Genomic DNA, 16,359 nt, shown 5'->3' with positions numbered 1-16,359 from the left:
GCAAAAATCGGTGAAAAGACGGAGTTTACAGGTTGTAAATGAGTACTTTGAGCCGATTTTTAACGCCGTATGGCCGAGCGCAGGCACTTTTCGGATAAAGCCTAGCGTTCGATCCTGAGCCCGTGCTTTTTCAACTTGCGCACCACGCTGGGCTGGCTGACCCCCAGCCGCTCGGCAATGGCATAGGTGCTCGCTAGCGTACGGCACATCTCCTCCAGCACGCTGCGTTCGGCACGGGCCAGATAATCGTTCAGGCCTTCGCCCTGCGTCAGCGTCGGAACGGCCGCCGTGGCCCGATCGGGCGACGAGACCGCCACCGGAGCCGCCGTCTCGGCGCGGGTCGGTGAGTGAATCAGGTCGCCCGGACTCGACAGCCAGGCGCGCTCCAGCCAGTTCTCGAGCTGGCGCACGTTGCCCGGCCAGTCACCGCCCATCAGCTCGGACCAGGTGCTGCCATGCAACAGCTTGCGCTGGCCATAGCGCTGGTTGAGCCGCTCCAGGCACGCCTCGACCAGGGCCGGAATGTCCTCGCGACGCTCGCGCAGGGGCGGCAGGGTCACCGGAATGACGTTCAACCGATAGTAGAGGTCGAGGCGGAAGGCGCCGCTCTCCACGCGCCTGGCCAGGTCCTGGTTGGTGGCCACCACCAGGCGGAAGTCGACCCGCCGCGGGCGGGTGTCGCCCAGCCGGGTGACGCTGCCGTCCTGGATCACCTTGAGCAGTTTGGTCTGCATCGGCAGCGGCAGCTCGCCGATCTCGTCGAGAAACAGCGTGCCGCCCTCCGCCTGTTCCAGCAGCCCGGCCTTGCCCTGTCGCGCCGCCCCGCTGAAGGCGCCCGGCTGGTAGCCGAACATCTCCGACTCGAACAGGTTCTCCGGTATCGCCCCGCAGTTCACCTCGACGAACGGCCCTGCGTGACGCCGGCTCCAGCGATGCAGCTGGCGAGCGAAGGCGGTCTTGCCCACGCCCGACTCGCCAAGCATCAATACCGTGGCATCCGACGGTGCCACGCGCTTGAGCAGCAGGGCCAGCTCCCGCATCACGTCGCTGCGCACCTGGAGCTCGTCCAGCGCCGCCTCGAGCTGGCCATCCTCGGCATTGCCGCCGCCCTGGCTGCGCTTGAGGTGCTCACTGAAGCGCTTTTGCAGCAGTGCGTATTCGTCCTGTAGCAGCTGCAGGTCGGTGAGGTCGCGAGAGCGGCTGACGATACGTGCAAGTTTGCCCTCGACGTACACCGGATGGGCCTCGGCAATGACCCGCCTGCCGGTACCGGTCACCTGCATCAGCTGAGCCGGCTTGCCGTTGCGGATCACCTCCAGGCTGATGGAGGGCTTGAGCACTCCCTCCGCCTCGAGCCGCTGAACGGTACTGCCGATAAGGCGCTCCCGCGCCATGCCGTAGACCGCCGCCGCTCCCGGGCTGACGTCCAATACCAGCCCCTCACCGTCGACGATGAAGAAATGGTCGTTGGCCGTTTCGACGATGGTCCTGATCACTTCCCGGTCGATGTCGCTCATGCGTTCCACCGATGCAAATATGAATCCTGATTCAATCATGCATCACATGAGCGGCGATGGCGATTCAATCTTGCATCGCCCGGGGCGGCAAAATCCCATGATGGCGGGCCGCACGGGGTTGGCACGAAAGCTGCTATAGGCAGGGGAGAGACGTTCCCAGACCCAACGTTACGCAAGGAGCCGACCATGCCCGACTTCAACCAGCCGCTCGGCGGCAACGAGATGCCGCGCTTCGGCGGACCCGCCACCATGATGCGCCTGCCCACCCAGCCTACCGCTGCAGGGCTCGACGTGGCCTTCATCGGCGTACCGCTGGACATCGCCACCTCCAATCGTCCCGGCACGCGCCTGGGCCCGCGCCAGATCCGCGACGAGTCGCGCATGCTGCGCCCCTATAACATGGCCACCCGCGCCGCGCCCTTCGACAGCCTGCAGGTGGCCGACATCGGCGACGTGCCGATCAACACCTTCCATCTGCCCAAGACGGTGGACATCATCAGCGCCTTCTACGACGAGGTGCTCGGCCATGGCTGCACGCCGCTGACGCTGGGCGGCGATCATGTGATCACCCTGCCCATCCTGCGCGCCATCGCCAAGAGGCACGGCCCGGTGGGGCTGATCCATATCGACGCCCATGCCGACGTCAACGAGCACATGTTCGGCGAACCCATCGCCCACGGCACGCCATTCCGACGCGCCCAGGAGGAGGGGCTGCTGGCCCACGGCAAGGTGGTGCAGATCGGCCTGCGCGGCACCGGCTACGCCGCCGAAGACTTCGACTGGTGCCGCCAGCAGGGCTTCCGCGTCGTCACCGCCGAAGCGTGCTGGTACCGCTCGCTCGAGCCGCTGATGGCGGAAGTGCGCGAGCAGATGGGCGACACGCCGGTCTACGTCACCTTCGATATCGACGGGCTCGACCCCTCCGTGGCTCCCGGCACCGGCACCGTCGAGATGGGCGGGCTGACCTCCGCCCAGGGGCTGGAGATCGTGCGTGGCACCGCCGGGCTCAACATCGTCGGCGGCGATCTGGTCGAGGTCTCGCCGCCCTACGACCCGAGCGGCAACACGGCGCTGATGGGTGCCACCCTGCTCTACGAAATGCTCTGCGCCCTGCCCGGCGTGAAGCGTCGCGACTGACACAAGCGTGAAGCGACGCGACTGACACAAGCGTCGCAATTGACCCGACACCACCTGATCCTACAACGACAACCCAAAGGGAAATCCCATGTCCTCCACTGATACCACCCCGCGAAACGTTGCCGCCCAGGCGCCTTTCGAGCGTGGCAGCCTGCTGAAATTCCTGCTTCCCTCCGCGCTCGGTGTCGGCCTGTTCCTGATTCCGTTCCAGGTCGGCGACACCATCAACATCGGCATGGGCCTGATGGCCGACGGTCTCAAGGCGCTGCTTGCCGGCGCCCTGCCGGCCATCGCCGTGGTCGTGCTGGTGCTCTCGGTCCTGGCCACCAGCTGGGTCAAGCTGGCCCGCCCGGGCTGGGCCGAGAATGGCGTGCTGCGCGACATGTTCCACGTCGGCCCGGTGTGGTTCGGCATGCGTATCCTGGGGGCCGCCTTCGCCCTGATGACCTTCTTCCAGTTCGGCCCCGAGTTCGTCACCGCCTCGTTCACCGGAGGCGTGATGCTCAACGACCTGGCCCCGGTGCTGCTGACCTTCTTCTTCTTCGCCGCCCTGTTGCTGCCGTTCCTGGTCGAATTCGGCTTCATGGAGTTCATCGGCAGCCTGGTGCGCAAGCCCTTCCGAGCCATCTTCAACCTGCCCGGCCGCAGCGCCATCGACGCCACCGCCTCATGGATGGGCTCGGGCACGGTCGGCGTGCTGATCACCACCCAGCAGTACGAAAAAGGCTATTACAATCGTCGCGAGGCGGCGGTGATCGCCACCAACTTCTCCATCGTCTCGATCGCCTTCAGCCTGCTGATCACCAGCTTCGTCGACATCAACCACATGTTCGTGCAGTTCTATTTCACCGTGGTGGTGGCCGGACTGATCGCCGCGGTGATCGTGCCGCGCCTGCCGCCGCTGTCGCGCAAGCCGAACACCTATTACGAGCCGGTGGGCTGTCAGCTGGCCGAGAAACGCACCGAGGAGATGGGCCTGCTGCGCTATAGCCTGACCCAGGCCGTACGTCGTGCCGAACATGCACCCGGCCCCAGGGAACTGGTGCGCAACGCGCTGTTCAACGTCGCCGACATTTTCCTCGCCCTTTTGCCGCTGGTGTTCGCCATCGGCACCGTGGCACTGATCCTGGCCGAGTTCACGCCGCTGTTCACCTGGCTCTCCTACCCCATGGTGCCGGTGCTCGAGCTGCTGCGCATTCCCGAGGCCCAGGCGGCCGCTCCCGCCACCCTGGTGGGCTTCGCCGACATGTTCCTGCCGGCGGTACTGGCGACCAACATCGAGAGCGAGCTGACCCGCTTCGTCATCGCCTGCCTGTCGCTGACCCAGTTGATCTACATGTCGGAGATCGGCGCGTTGCTGCTCAAGTCGAAGATCCCGCTCAAGCTGTGGGAGCTGGTGGCCATCTTCCTGCTGCGCACCGCCATCACGCTGCCGATCATTGCCTTCATGGCCCACACTTTCTTCTTTTGATACCGCAAGCAACGGGCTTCGAGCATCGAGCAGTTCGTAGCCCGTAGCCCGTAGCCCGTAGCCAGAGAGGTTTACCCATGACTTGTGCCCAGTTGCTGTTGCGCCTGTTACGCGATACCTATGGCGTCGACACCGTGTTCGGCATTCCCGGCGTGCATACCGTGGCGCTCTATCGCGGGCTGGAGAATGGCGGCGTGCGCCACGTCACTCCGCGCCACGAGCAGGGCGCCGGCTTCATGGCAGACGGCTATGCCCGCGCTACCGGCAAGCCCGGCGTGTGCCTGATCATCACCGGCCCCGGCATGACCAATATCGCCACCGCCATGGGTCAGGCGCTGGCCGATTCGATCCCCATGCTGGTGATCTCCAGCGTCAACCGCCGCGACACCCTGGGGCGCGGTCAGGGCCGCTTGCACGAGCTGCCGAGCCAACAGCAACTGATGGCAGGGGTTTCGCGCTTCAGCCATACCCTGCTCGACCCCGCCGCACTGCCGGAAGTGCTGGCCCGCGCCTTTGCGGTGTTCGAGAGCCAACGACCGGGGCCGGTGCATATCGAGATTCCCATCGACCTGTTCGACGCCCCGGTGACCTCAGCCGAACTGCCGCCCCCGGCTCGCCTGTTCCGTCCGGCACCGGATCCCGAGGGGCTGGCCCTGGCCGCCGCTTGGCTACGTGAGGCGCAAAGGCCCCTGGTGCTGCTGGGCGGCGGTTGCGTCGAGGCCCCCGCGGCGGCCCGCACCCTGGTGGAGCGGCTCGACGCACCCACCGTTACTACCATCAACGCCAAGGGCGTGCTGGGGCGCGACCACCCTCTCGATCTGGGCGCCAACGCGGCGCTGCCCGCCGTGCGCGAGCTGGCCCGCCATGCCGACGTCATCCTGGCCGTGGGCACCGAGCTCGGCGAGACCGACTACGACGTGGTCTTCGACGACGGCTTCGAACTGCACGGCAGGCTGATCCGCATCGACCTCGAAGCCCAGCAGTTGGTGCGCAACCAGCAGGTCTCGCTGGGCCTGGTGGGCGATGCCGGGCGCAGCCTGGCACTGCTCGCCGAGTTCTTCCCCGAGGCGCTCTCACGCGCCGGCAGGGAACGCACCGCGGCCACCCTCGCGGCGCTGGGGCTCGCTGCCGACCCGGCCTTCGCCCCCTTCGTACCCTTCTATGCCGTCCTGCGCGAGGCACTGCCCGAGGCGATCCTGGTCGGCGACTCCACCGCCCCGGTCTACGCCGGCAATCACCTGGTCTCGCAGCCCGAGCCGCGCCGCTACTTCAACGCCTCCACCGGCTACGGCACCCTCGGCTATGGGCTGCCTGCCGCGCTGGGCGCCCAGTTGGGCCAGCCCACACTTCCCGTGGTGGCCCTGGTCGGCGACGGCGGCGTGATGTTCACCCTCAGCGAGCTCGCCACCGCCGTGGAAGAGCGCCTGCCGGTAGTGATCGTGCTGTGGCACAACCAGGGCTATGAGGAGATCCGCCGCTACATGGATGCCCATGGCGTCGCGCGTTGCGGTGTCGACATCCAGGCGCCCGACTTCCAGACCGTTGCCGCCGGCTTCGGCTGCCTGGCCACCCGGGTCGGCAATCCCGCCGAGCTGGCCCGGGCCCTTGCCGTTCGCCCCAACGGCGGCCCCTTGCTGATCGAAGTGGACGCCAGCGCCTGGCTCGAGGCCACCGAATCATGAAGAGTGTTCCTATGCCGCAACTCGACAGACAATTCATCGACAACCGCTGGGTGTCATCGCGAGGCGAGCGCTACTTGCCGGTGATGAACCCTTATCGCGAAGAGACGATCGCCGACGTCACCGCCGGCCATCCGGACGACGTCGACGATGCCGTTGCCGCAGCACGTCGCGCCCTACCGGCCTGGCGGGAGCTGTCCGGCGCCCAGCGCGCCATCTACCTGGAGGGTTTCGCCGATGGCTTGAGCCGGCGCCGGGAGCAGCTCGTCAGGCTCTCCTCGACCAACAACGGCAAGGTACTGGCCGAGGCCGGCATCGATCTCGATGACGCCATCGCCTGCTACCGCTACTACGCCGGCCAGGCCCGCGCCCTGGACGAGCGCCAGGGCCGGCTCGTCGAGCTGGAGACGGCGGGCGTGGAGGCACGCTGCTATCACGACCCGGTGGGCGTGGTCGGGCTGATCACGCCGTGGAACTTCCCGCTGGTGACCAGCGCCTGGAAGCTTGCCCCGGCGCTTGCCGCCGGCTGCACGGTGGTGCTCAAGCCTTCCGAGGTCACCCCGCTGCCCGAGCGGGCCCTGGCCGAGATCGCCCAGGAGATCGCCCTGCCAGCCGGCGTTTTCAACCTGCTGTTCGGTGATGGCGAGGGCATCGGTGCACCGCTGGCCGCCCACCCCGGCATCGACAAGGTCTCGTTCACCGGCAGCAACCGGGTCGGAGAAGCGGTGATGCACGCCGCCGCCGAACGCGCCGCCGACATTTCGCTGGAACTCGGCGGCAAGTCGCCGATCCTGGTAATGGAAGATGCCGACCCCGAGCAGGCCGCCGACTGGGTCATGGCCGGTATCTATTTCAATGCCGGCCAGATCTGTTCGGCCACCTCGCGGCTGATCGTCCACCAAGCCGTCGCCGAAAGCCTGTACGACGCCTTGGCGGCACGTATCGACGCCCTGGTGCTGGGCGACCCCCTGGATGAGGCTAGCGACATGGGGCCGCTGACCAGCGCCCGCCAGCGCGAGAACGTCCAGGCCTATCTCGCCGTCGCCGAGCAGGAGGGGCTCAGGGCGGTGCGCGACGCCAGCCACCGCACACTGCCGTCACGGGGCTATTTCCTCGCCCCCACTCTCTACCGCGACGTGCCGACGCAGAGCCGCCTGTGGCGCGAGGAGATCTTCGGCCCGGTGCTGTGCGCACGCAGCGTCGCGAGCGAGGAGGAAGCGATCATGCTGGCCAACGACAGCGACTTCGGCCTGGCCGCCACGGTGGTGAGCGCCGACCGGGAGCGGGCCGCGCGCATCGGCCGCGCCCTGCAGGCCGGCAGCGTCTGGCTCAACGGCGAGCAACTGGTGCTGCCCGAAACCGGCTGGGGCGGCTTCAAGCGCAGCGGCATCGGTCGCGAGCTTGGGCCCTGGGGGCTTTCCGCCTACCTGGCGGTCAAGCATCTCGTTGGCCCGGCCTGACATGGGAGGACGCCCTTTCCACGCTGACATGCCGTAGAATCGGGCCGATGCCAGGTATCAAGGAGGACACCGATGATCCGCATCCGCCCCTACCAGTCGGGTGACTGGCCCGCCATGTGGGATTTCATTGCCCCGGTGCTGCACGCCGGCGACAGCTACGCCGTACCGCGTGACATCGGGGAATCCGACGCCTACCGCATGTGGGTCGAGCTGCCGCGCGCCGTGCGCGTGGCCGAGGATGCCCGCGGGCGCGTTCTCGGCACCTATTTCCTCAAGCCCAACCAGCCGGGCCCCGGCGACCACGTGTGCAACTGCGGCTACCTGGTGGCCGAGCAGGCCCGCGGCCAGGGCATCGCCAACAAGCTGTGCGAGGACTCGCTGCGTGTCGCGCGTGAGCTGGGTTTCACCGCCATGCAGTTCAACATGGTGGTCTCGACCAACGAAGTGGCGATCCGTCAGTGGCAGAAGCACGGCTTCGAGATCGTCGGCACCCTGCCCTGCGCCTTCCGCCATCCCCAGTTGGGGTTGGTCGACGCCCATGTGATGTACCGCCTGCTGTGAGAAAGGCCGGCGCGAGCGAATCGCCGCGCCATGGCCACCAACTCGGTAGTTAGCCTGTTACTTGATAATGGTCTAATGATTGACCCTGTCGGGCTGGCTGGGGCATCCTCCACAACGGTTTGACCCGACAAAGGAAAATTAAAAATGAAAACGTTCGCACGCAGCACGCTGGCACTCGGCCTCTCTCTCGCCCTGGTTTCCGCTGCCCAGGCCTCCGATTTCGAGGACATGGATCCCGTCACCCTGCGCCTGGCCCATGTGGTCAACGAGCAGGACGGTTTCCACATCGCCGCGGTCAAGTTCCAGGAACTGGTCGCCGAGCGCACCGATGGCACCATTTCCATCGACATCTACCCCAATGCCTCGCTAGGCGATGAACGCACCCTGCTCGAGGGCATGCAGATCGGTACCGTCGACATGGGCGTGATCACCAACGGCCCGGTGGCCAACTTCGTCGAGGAGATGGCGGTGTTCGAACTGCCGTTCCTGTTCCCCTCGCCCGAAGCCGCCTACGAGGTCCTCGACGGCGAGATCGGCCAGGAGCTGCTCGACAAGCTCGCCGACGTCAACCTCAAGGGCCTGGCCTACGCCGAGCGCGGTTTCCGCAACCTGACCAACAGCGAGCATGCGGTACGCAGCCCCGATGACCTCGACGGCCTGCGCATTCGCGTTATGGAAAACCCCGTCTACACCGACACGTTCCGCGAACTCGGCGCCAACGCCATTCCCATGGCCTGGACCGAGGCCTTGACGGCCATGCAGCAGGGTACCATCGACGGCCAGGAGAACCCGGTCAACGTCATCCACTCGTTCAAGCTCTACGAGACCCAGGATCACATGACGCTGTCGCGCCACACCTACGCGCCGGCCATCTTCGTCATGGGCATGCCGGCCTGGAACCAGCTGCCGGAAGCCGCCCAGGAGGTGCTGATCGAAGCCGCCCAGGAGGCCGCCGAGCACGAGCGCCGCATGAACGCCGAGATGGAGGCCGACCAGCTCGACGAGCTGCGCGCCGCCGGCATGGAGATCGTCGAGGATCCCGACCTCGAGGCGTTCCAGGCTGCCGTGGAGGGGGTCTACGAGAAATACGGCGACCAGTTCGGCGACTACCTCACCCGCATCCGCGAGGCCCTGCAATAAGTGAACGCTCCGCTGCACGCTCTCACGAGCTTGCTGCAGCGTAGCGAGCGCGCCCTCGACGCCGTCATCCAGCCCATCGTGTTCCTGGGCATGGCGGCGTTGATCGGCGTGATCACGCTGCAGATCGTCTCCCGCGTCTTCTTCACCGCGGTGGGCTGGACCGAGGAAGTCGCGCGCTTCCTGCTGATCTGGATCACCTTCCTCGGCGCCACCCTGGCGTTCCAGCGTGGTCGCCATATCGCCGTGACCTTCGTCGTCGACGCCCTGCCCCCGCGCCTGGCCCAGCTGGCGCGTATCGCCGCGGTACTGGTGGCACTGGGCTTCATGATCGCGCTGGTCGTGATCGGCTACCGCTACATGCAGGTGCAGAGCTTCCAGCGCTCGGCTTCGCTACGGCTGTCGATGACCTATGTCTACGCCGTGATCCCCCTCGCCGCCGCCATCATGGCCTGGTACGCCCTGATCGACATCGTCGAATTCATCGTCAAGGGACCCAAGGCAGGCGAGACCGGCAGTGACACCGCCGAGGAGCCGCCGCCATGACCGCCCTGCTGTTCGTGCTGTTCTTCGCCTTCATGCTGCTGGGCGTACCGATCGCGCTCGCCATCGGTGCCAGTACGCTGCTCGCCCTCAACGCCCAGGGCGTGCCGCTGATGGTGGTGACCCAGCAGATGTTCCAGGGCATCAACTCCTTCGCCCTGGTGGCCGTGCCCATGTTCATCCTGGCCGGCGACCTGATGGCCCAGGGCAAGGTGAGCGAGAAACTGGTCGATTTCGCCGACTCGCTGTTCGGCTTCCTCAAGGGCGGTCTCTCCATCGTGTCGGTGGGCGCCGGCATGTTCTTCGCGGCCATTTCCGGCTCCGGTGCCGCTACCACCGCCGCGGTGGGCTCGAGCCTGGTGCCGGAGCTCAAGCGCAAGGGCTACGATCCGGCCTCGGCGGCCAGCCTGATCGCCGCCAGCGGCACCATCGGCGTGGTGATACCGCCTTCGGTGCCGATGATCATCTATGCCGTCATCGCCCAGCAGTCGGTATCGAAGCTGTTCCTGAACGGCATCGTGCCGGGCATCCTGATGGGGATCGGGCTGGCCGCCATCGCCATCGTCCAGGCCTATCGGCGCAACTACCCGCGCGGTACCGCGCTGTCACCGGCGACGATCTGGCGCACCTTCAAGGGGGCCAGCTGGGGCCTGATGACGCCAGTGATCATTCTCGGTGGCATCTTTTCCGGCATTTTCACGCCGAGCGAAGCGGCCGTGGTAGCCGTCAACTACGCCCTGCTCGTCTCGCTGTTCGTCTATCGCGATCTTTCCTTGGCCGACGTCTATCGCATCCTGATCCGCTCGGCGATCACCACTGCGGTGATCATGCTGGTCATCGCCACCTCAGCCGTGCTGAGCTGGACGCTCTCCAGCTGGCAGGTCCCCGGCGCCATCGCCCAGGCGGTGCTGTCTCTCTCGACCAACCCCCACGTGATCATGCTGCTGGTAGTGGCGGTGATCCTGCTCACCGGCGTGTTCATCGAAACCGCCAGCGCCCTGATCATCCTCACGCCGGTGCTGCTGCCGCTGGTCGGCCAGCTCGGCATCGACCCGATCCACTTCGGCATCATCATCGTGATGGGCCTGGCGATCGGCATGATCACGCCGCCGGTGGCCATCAACCTCTACGTCGCCTCGTCGGTGACCCAGCTACCGCTGGAGCGGATCACTCGCGCCATCCTGCCTTACCTGCTGGGCCTGATCGCGGTCCTGCTGCTGGTGGTCTATGTCCCGATCCTGCTGGGCTGGTCGGGATGAAGCCGCTTCAACCACTTGACGACCTTGCGGCCTGGCCTCAGGCTGGCCGCTGAACCACCCATCGAAGGGATTCCACGTGATTACCATGCTGCGCCTTGCATTTCCTCTTGGTCTTGCCCTTGGCCTCGCCCTGCTCGCGGGCTGCACCACCTACACCTACGAAGACGGCAACCGCGAGACCCTATGGGGCGTCCCGGCCGAGGAGGAAACCCGGCGCTACGAGGACGATCGCCAGGCCGAAGGCGTACGCTATCGCGTACCTGGGCAGGTCGATGAGACCCGCAGCGAAGCGGAGCAGTGACACCGCTCAGGCATGCAGGCGCAGCACCACGCTGAGGTTGTTGGCCGGCATCTCGATGGTTTGTTCCAGCATGAAGCCATGCGCCTGGGCCTCGGTCACGACGCTCTCGAGATCGCGTACTCCCCAGCGCGGGTCGCGCGCCTTGAGATCGGCATCGAAGGCGGCGTTGCTCGGCGCGGTATGGCGACCGTCACGGCGGTACGGTCCGTAGAGATAGAGCACCCCGCCCTCTCGCAACCGCTGCGCCGCTCGCGCCATCAGCGCTTCGGTCACTTCCCACGGCGAGATGTGCACGAGGTTGATCGCCACCACGGCGTCGAAGGGACCGGCCGGCCAGATTCCCCCGACATCCAGCGGCAAGGGCGCGCGCAGGTTGGCGAGGCCGGCGTGTTCGCGCCAGGCGGTAATCGAGTCACGCGCCTCGGGATTGGGGTCGCTGGGCTGCCACTCCCAGCCGGGCCTTGCCGCGGCAAAGTGCACCCCGTGCTCCCCGCTGCCGCTGGCCACCTCCAGGATCCGGGCCCGTTCGGGCAGGATCACGCTCAGGACATCGAGTATCGGCTGGCGATTGCGAGCCGCGGCTGGGCTCATCATGCGGCGGCTCATGGTCTCGGTCGGCCTCGCTGTTCATGGTCGGTCAATGGATACGAACAAGGCCCCGGTGTCAGCCGGGGCCAGCATCTCACGCATGGCAACTCACGGATGGCGGCGACGCTGGTGCTCTGCCGTCGAGCGCGCCTGACGACCACGAAAGCCGTCGATCATCTGCTTGCCCTTGCCCTTGCGCTTGAGCCTCTCACGATTTTCCGGTTTGCGCAGCCACCATGCGGCCGCGAGTCCTATCAGCCTCTTCATACCTGACCTCCTGTTGTCGGGCGAGTGACTCTTCCTGTATGGACCGCGGCACGGGTCAGGTCAAGCGTAGCGGCCCCTTCCGGCCAGGTCTCCCGCCACGCCGTCATTCGCCAAGCATGGCTTCCTCTGCCATGGTTAAGGTGGTTCAACCACCATGGAGGAAGTCATGACGCGAACGGCACGTGTCGAGCCGATCAGGGAAGAGAGTCGCGAGGCGGTTCTGGTAAGCGGTTGGCGGGTGCTCGACGTCACCGATCCCGACCTGCCACAGGAGATCTCGCGCCACGATACCGAACCGGAGGCCATCGAGGCCGCCCGGCAATATGAGCACGAGACCTCGCTCGAACCCGGGTCACCCCCCGACGACACTCAGGATTACGACGCCTCCGATCCCCAGGGCGGCAAGGAGATCTGATGCAACGTACCCGGCGTTGCCGCTCGCATGGCACGCCGGGCTGCGTATCCGAACTCTCTCGCTCAGGATGTCGGCTGCGCACTGCCGGCCGCCGCCTGGGCCTGCATGGCCTCGGCGATGTACGCCTCGCTGCGCCGATTGGCCGGGCGATCCCTGAGACCGGCCCAGTACGCCTCGAACTCGGGGCGCCTCTCCAGCGTACCGAACTGCATGCCCCAGCCGATATGCGAGCCGACATAGACGTCCGCGGCCGTGAAGGTATCGCCCGCAATGTATCGGCGCCCCGCTACCGCCTTGGCCAGGGTTTCGACGACGGCTTCATAGGAGCCGCAGCCGAACTGCATCTCGTGCTCCGCCGTGAGCGAGAAACCGGCATGCTTGAGCGACAGGGCCATCTCCACCGGGCCTGCGGCGAAGAATAGCCAGCGATAGTAGTCCCCGCGAGCCTCGGCTGCCGGCAGCAGCCCGGCCTCGGGGAAGGTTTCGGCAAGGTAGGCGCAGATCGCTGCGGCCTCGGTCACCACGGTATCGCCATGGCGTATCGCCGGCACCTTGCCCATCGGATTGACGGCCAGGTACGTCGGCGACTTCATCGGCGCCCCGAACTCGAGCACCTCCATGCGGTAGGGCTGGCCGATCTCCTCCAGCATCCAGTGCACGATGCCGGCCCGTGACAGCGGGTTGGTGTAGAAAACGATGTCGTGTTGCATGTGGCACTCCTCCCTTCGGTTTGAGGTAGCACCAGCATACGACTCGACACTGACAGATTCTGGCAGCAGTGAGTCCAGCCACTCCCTCTCCAATACTGCCCTCGCCCGTGGGTAGCGCTCCTCGAGCGGACTGGCCGCCTCGATGCGATCGGTTCGGAAGCTGCGGAAGGCCTGTCTCAGTTCACACCAGCCGACCACGAGACGCGTCGACTCGAAGAAGGCAATCGCAAAAGGCCAGATCAGACGTGACGAGCGCTTCCCCTGCTGGTCGCGATAGTCGATGTGCAGCTTGCGTTCGCGGCGGATCGCGCGACGCAGCGTTTCGAGGTCGACGACCTGGGGTCGCTCCCAGCCGGGCCCCACCCACAGCGCTGAGTCCTGCATCCTGTGCCGCAGTTCGCCCGGCAGCACGGCGGTCAGCTTGGCCAGGGCATCCCCTGCCGCAAGCGACAGGCCATCGTCGGCACGGCGACCCACCCACCTGAGCCCCAGGGCGAGCGCTTCGAGCTCCTCTTCCGTGAACATCAGCGGCGGCAGCATCAGGCCGGGGCGGAGCAGGTAGCCCATCCCCGGTTCGCCGTCGATCTCGGCGCCGATGGCGCGTAGCGAGGCAATGTCGCGATAGAGGGTGCGCAGCGAGACCCCCAGCTCGCGAGCCAGCGCATTGCCGCTGACCGGACGGCGATGGCGCCGCAGCACCTGCATCAGCTCAAGCAGCCGCGTGGTACGTGACATGCCGGACCTGCCTCGTTAATTCCATTGACACGACGCCGCGCTCCCGCTCATATCGCGCTCATCCATAGGCTGTCTCCTCACGCCAGGCCAGGTAGACTATGTATATACAAACCGGCACAGGGAACCGATTCATGGGCAGCACCCCTCCACTCTACTTGCAGATTCAGCAGCACCTGCTGGAAAAGATCCAGGGAGGCGAGTGGGAGGCGCATCACCAGATCCCCCCCGAGGAACAGCTGGCACGGGACTTCGGCGTCAGCCGCATGACCGCCAACAAGGCGATCCGCGATCTCGTGCAGCAGGGCTACCTGACGCGACAGCCGGGACTAGGCACCTTCGTCGCGGATCGCAAGGTGGAGTCGTCGCTGGTCGACGTGCACAACATTGCCGAAGAAGTGCGCGGCCGCGGCCATCTCTACAGCAACGACGTGCTGCTCGCCGAAGCCATCGCCGCCGACGACGAAGTGGCACTGCGTCTGGGCGTTCGCCTCGGCACCCGGGTCTTCCATACGCGTATCGTGCATCGCGAGAACGGCGTGCCGATCCAGCTCGAGGAGCGCTTCGTCAATCCGCGCTGGGTGCCCGATTACCTGGAGACCGATTTCAGCCGCCACACGCCCAACGAGGTGCTGGTGGCGGCGTGCCCCATCACCGACATCGAACACGTGGTCGAAGCGGTCCTGGTCGATGCCGCCACCGCCCGACGACTCGAGATCGAAGTCAATCGTCCCTGCCTCAGCATGACGCGCCGCACCTGGTCGGGCGATCATCTGATCAGCTATGCCCGTCTCCTCCATCCCGGTGAACGCTACAAGCTTCGTTCATCGTTGCGCCGCAGCTGAGCGCCGCCCGCCGCGGATTCGATTCGCAGGGCGGCGCCAGGTATCGCATCAAGGAGGTCGCCGTTCGGGTCGCGTTGAAATCACCGTTGTCGCCTCATTTTTTTAATCCTACCGTGGCTACTGAGGCACAAGTGGGTTGACGAGCCAGGCTGCGCCCGGGGTTACAGTCACACCGGGCGCGGGCGTGGCGTCTAGCTGACGCCCAGCGCCTGGACCAGGTAGGCGGCCGGTATCGCCAACGTCAGGCTCAACGCCACGCGCAGGAACCACACCGCCACGATGCGCCCTACCGACAGCGGAATGCTGGTCGCCAGGATGCAGGGAATCGAGGCGGAGAAGAACAGCACCGCCGAGACTGACACCACGCCGGCGGCGAAGCGGGCGACGAACTCGGCTTCCGCCATCAGCAGCGCCGGCAGGAACATCTCGGCCAGCCCCGCTGCCGTCGCCTGGGCCAGCGCCACCCCATCCTCGAGCCCCCAGATCGCCACGAACGGGTAGAACAGCCACCCCAGCCACTCGAACAGCGGGGTGTACTTGGCGGCGAGCAGCCCGAGAAGCCCCACCGACATGATCGACGGCAGGATGCTGATCGCCATCAGCATGCCCTCGCGCACGTTGAGCGCCACGCTGCGATGCAGCCCCGGCGCCCGGTCGGCTACCGCCAGGCCGGTACGCCAGGCGGTGGCCAACCGCTTGCCGGCCGGCGCCTCGGGTTCACCGTCGCGCCTGCTATCGTCCAGTCGCGACAGAGGCGGCAGGCGGACGGTAATGGCGGTGACCACGAAGGTGATCGCCAGCGTCAACCAGAAATAGAGGTTCCATACGCTCATCAGCTCCAGGGTTCTCGCCACGATGATCATGAAGGTGGCCGAGACCGTGGAGAAGCCGGTGGCAATGATGGCCGCTTCGCGTGCCGAGTACTGCCCCGCCTGGTAGACCCGGTTGGTGATCAGCAGGCCGATCGAGTAACTACCCACGAACGACGCCACCGCATCGATGGCGGAGCGCCCCGGCGTGCGCCAGACCGGACGCATGACCGGCTGCAGCAGCACGCCGATCAGCTCCAGCAGCCCGTAGCCGATCAGCAGCGCCAGGAACACCGCCCCGATCGGCACGATCAGCCCGACCGGTATCACCAGCTTGTCGAACAGGAACGGCAGCATGTCCGGCTCGTGCAGCAGCGTCGGCCCCCAGCCCGTCAGCGCCATGACGGCTACCGCCACCCCGGCCAGCTTCAGGGCGGTAAAGATCCGATCGGTCAGGCTGCGTTTCCAGGTGCCCTTCCACAGCGGATAGATCGCCCCGGCGAGTATCAATACCAAGGCATAGAGACCGGCGGCTTCGCCCAGCAAGCCCCGAGCCACGGTCACCATATGGTCGAGCAGGATCGTGTGTCTCCCGCCAAGGGTGACGGGAACGAAGAAGATCAGGATGCCCAGCGCGCTGGGCAGAAGCAGCTTGGCCGCTGTGATCCAGGCGCCACCGTGCAACTTGCGGGTGGCCGGTTCCGGTATCGCCATGGTCGTTTCCTCGCGTTGTGATTGTGATCGTAGGGCTCGTCCTGCGGATCGGCATGGACACGCCTATTGTATATACAATAAACCCCACCCACGCACCAATGACGTTTTGCCGAAGCCCTTTAGACCTTAGTCTGAAACCAGCCCCATGAAGGCAACACGCCACTCTTTTAGTGGACTGATTCTACTTAGTTTAATGCAATTTTCGGCGAGCCGG

General features: G+C 66.1%; 16 protein-coding genes. 11 read left to right on the top strand and 5 right to left on the bottom strand.

The genetic code is table 11. The features are described 5' to 3' along the window. Positions 1–101: 101 nt before the first annotated feature. Positions 102–1,517 carry a sigma-54-dependent Fis family transcriptional regulator gene (locus I4484_RS10315; protein ID WP_197450847.1) on the bottom strand — a complete coding sequence of 472 codons (1,416 nt, stop codon included), beginning with the start codon at positions 1,515–1,517 and terminating at the stop codon, positions 102–104. Positions 1,518–1,703: 186 nt separating this feature from the next. Here I4484_RS10315 and speB point away from each other — a divergent pair, with 186 nt between their 5' ends. From speB to I4484_RS10270, 9 genes are all read left to right on the top strand, one after another. Next, positions 1,704–2,654 carry an agmatinase gene (speB, locus tag I4484_RS10310; RefSeq protein ID WP_159551923.1) on the top strand — a complete coding sequence of 317 codons (951 nt, stop codon included), beginning with the start codon at positions 1,704–1,706 and terminating at the stop codon, positions 2,652–2,654. A gap of 88 nt (positions 2,655–2,742) precedes the next feature. Beyond that, positions 2,743–4,125, top strand: coding sequence for a YjiH family protein (locus I4484_RS10305; RefSeq protein WP_197450846.1), 1,383 nt, complete (start codon positions 2,743–2,745; stop codon positions 4,123–4,125). Between the two features lie 77 nt (positions 4,126–4,202). After that, a complete protein-coding gene (locus I4484_RS10300; RefSeq protein WP_197450845.1) occupies positions 4,203–5,807 on the top strand; it encodes a 5-guanidino-2-oxopentanoate decarboxylase in 1,605 nt (534 codons plus the stop codon). Between the two features lie 11 nt (positions 5,808–5,818). Further along, positions 5,819–7,264 carry an aldehyde dehydrogenase family protein gene (locus I4484_RS10295; protein WP_197450844.1) on the top strand — a complete coding sequence of 482 codons (1,446 nt, stop codon included), beginning with the start codon at positions 5,819–5,821 and terminating at the stop codon, positions 7,262–7,264. A 72-nt stretch (positions 7,265–7,336) separates the two neighbouring features. Continuing rightward, positions 7,337–7,825: a GNAT family N-acetyltransferase gene (locus tag I4484_RS10290; protein ID WP_197450843.1), complete on the top strand. Its 489-nt coding sequence runs from the start codon at positions 7,337–7,339 to the stop codon at positions 7,823–7,825. Positions 7,826–7,969: 144 nt separating this feature from the next. After that, positions 7,970–8,965, top strand: a complete 996-nt coding sequence (locus I4484_RS10285) for a TRAP transporter substrate-binding protein (protein ID WP_197450842.1) — start codon at positions 7,970–7,972, stop codon at positions 8,963–8,965. Then, positions 8,966–9,508 (top strand): TRAP transporter small permease, encoded by a 543-nt coding sequence (locus I4484_RS10280; RefSeq protein ID WP_234283494.1) that lies wholly within the window; start codon positions 8,966–8,968, stop codon positions 9,506–9,508. After that, positions 9,505–10,764, top strand: a complete 1,260-nt coding sequence (locus tag I4484_RS10275; protein WP_197450840.1) for a TRAP transporter large permease — start codon at positions 9,505–9,507, stop codon at positions 10,762–10,764. The genes I4484_RS10280 and I4484_RS10275 overlap by 4 nt, the downstream gene beginning before the upstream one ends. 85 nt (positions 10,765–10,849) lie before the next feature. Further along, positions 10,850–11,065: a hypothetical protein gene (locus tag I4484_RS10270; protein ID WP_159551913.1), complete on the top strand. Its 216-nt coding sequence runs from the start codon at positions 10,850–10,852 to the stop codon at positions 11,063–11,065. A gap of 6 nt (positions 11,066–11,071) precedes the next feature. Here the strand turns inward: I4484_RS10270 and I4484_RS10265 are convergent, their stop codons facing one another. Next, complete coding sequence (locus tag I4484_RS10265; protein ID WP_234283495.1) at positions 11,072–11,659, bottom strand: DUF938 domain-containing protein; 588 nt, start codon at positions 11,657–11,659, stop codon at positions 11,072–11,074. Positions 11,660–11,761: 102 nt separating this feature from the next. Then, entirely contained in the window at positions 11,762–11,920 is a 159-nt protein-coding gene (locus tag I4484_RS10260) for a hypothetical protein (RefSeq protein ID WP_197450838.1), read from the bottom strand. A 166-nt stretch (positions 11,921–12,086) separates the two neighbouring features. On the opposite strand from I4484_RS10260, the gene I4484_RS10255 reads away from it, so the two are divergent. Further along, on the top strand, positions 12,087–12,335 hold the full coding sequence (locus tag I4484_RS10255; protein ID WP_197450837.1) for a hypothetical protein: 249 nt from the start codon (positions 12,087–12,089) through the stop codon (positions 12,333–12,335). Between the two features lie 62 nt (positions 12,336–12,397). On the opposite strand, the gene I4484_RS10250 is transcribed toward I4484_RS10255, so the two are convergent. Next, complete coding sequence (locus I4484_RS10250; protein WP_197450836.1) at positions 12,398–13,780, bottom strand: HTH domain-containing protein; 1,383 nt, start codon at positions 13,778–13,780, stop codon at positions 12,398–12,400. Positions 13,781–13,911: 131 nt separating this feature from the next. On the opposite strand from I4484_RS10250, the gene hutC reads away from it, so the two are divergent. After that, the gene (hutC, locus tag I4484_RS10245) at positions 13,912–14,622 is read left to right on the top strand and encodes a histidine utilization repressor (protein WP_197450835.1); all 711 of its coding nucleotides are present in this window, start codon (positions 13,912–13,914) and stop codon (positions 14,620–14,622) included. Between the two features lie 191 nt (positions 14,623–14,813). Here the strand turns inward: hutC and I4484_RS10240 are convergent, their stop codons facing one another. Further along, positions 14,814–16,145, bottom strand: a complete 1,332-nt coding sequence (locus tag I4484_RS10240) for a YjiH family protein (protein ID WP_197450834.1) — start codon at positions 16,143–16,145, stop codon at positions 14,814–14,816. Positions 16,146–16,359: the final 214 nt, after the last annotated feature.

Source organism: Halomonas sp. SS10-MC5 (assembly GCF_015992245.1).
In the GTDB taxonomy this organism is placed as follows: domain Bacteria; phylum Pseudomonadota; class Gammaproteobacteria; order Pseudomonadales; family Halomonadaceae; genus Halomonas; species Halomonas sulfidoxydans.
The sequence above is the reverse complement of the archived record's forward strand: the minus strand, read 5'-3'. Positions and strand labels throughout refer to the sequence as shown.

What these genes read in the sequence shown, in the direction of transcription:
- I4484_RS10240 (WP_197450834.1), bottom strand. Translation starts at nt 16,145, where the DNA reads ATGGCGATACCGGAACCGGCCACCCGCAAGTTGCACGGTGGCGCCTGG.
- I4484_RS10275 (WP_197450840.1), top strand. Translation starts at nt 9,505, where the DNA reads ATGACCGCCCTGCTGTTCGTGCTGTTCTTCGCCTTCATGCTGCTGGGC.
- I4484_RS10250 (WP_197450836.1), bottom strand. Translation starts at nt 13,780, where the DNA reads ATGTCACGTACCACGCGGCTGCTTGAGCTGATGCAGGTGCTGCGGCGC.
- I4484_RS10315 (WP_197450847.1), bottom strand. Translation starts at nt 1,517, where the DNA reads ATGAGCGACATCGACCGGGAAGTGATCAGGACCATCGTCGAAACGGCC.
- I4484_RS10265 (WP_234283495.1), bottom strand. Translation starts at nt 11,659, where the DNA reads ATGATGAGCCCAGCCGCGGCTCGCAATCGCCAGCCGATACTCGATGTC.
- I4484_RS10300 (WP_197450845.1), top strand. Translation starts at nt 4,203, where the DNA reads ATGACTTGTGCCCAGTTGCTGTTGCGCCTGTTACGCGATACCTATGGC.
- I4484_RS10290 (WP_197450843.1), top strand. Translation starts at nt 7,337, where the DNA reads ATGATCCGCATCCGCCCCTACCAGTCGGGTGACTGGCCCGCCATGTGG.
- I4484_RS10295 (WP_197450844.1), top strand. Translation starts at nt 5,819, where the DNA reads ATGCCGCAACTCGACAGACAATTCATCGACAACCGCTGGGTGTCATCG.
- I4484_RS10305 (WP_197450846.1), top strand. Translation starts at nt 2,743, where the DNA reads ATGTCCTCCACTGATACCACCCCGCGAAACGTTGCCGCCCAGGCGCCT.
- hutC (WP_197450835.1), top strand. Translation starts at nt 13,912, where the DNA reads ATGGGCAGCACCCCTCCACTCTACTTGCAGATTCAGCAGCACCTGCTG.
- I4484_RS10255 (WP_197450837.1), top strand. Translation starts at nt 12,087, where the DNA reads ATGACGCGAACGGCACGTGTCGAGCCGATCAGGGAAGAGAGTCGCGAG.
- speB (WP_159551923.1), top strand. Translation starts at nt 1,704, where the DNA reads ATGCCCGACTTCAACCAGCCGCTCGGCGGCAACGAGATGCCGCGCTTC.
- I4484_RS10270 (WP_159551913.1), top strand. Translation starts at nt 10,850, where the DNA reads ATGCTGCGCCTTGCATTTCCTCTTGGTCTTGCCCTTGGCCTCGCCCTG.
- I4484_RS10285 (WP_197450842.1), top strand. Translation starts at nt 7,970, where the DNA reads ATGAAAACGTTCGCACGCAGCACGCTGGCACTCGGCCTCTCTCTCGCC.
- I4484_RS10260 (WP_197450838.1), bottom strand. Translation starts at nt 11,920, where the DNA reads ATGAAGAGGCTGATAGGACTCGCGGCCGCATGGTGGCTGCGCAAACCG.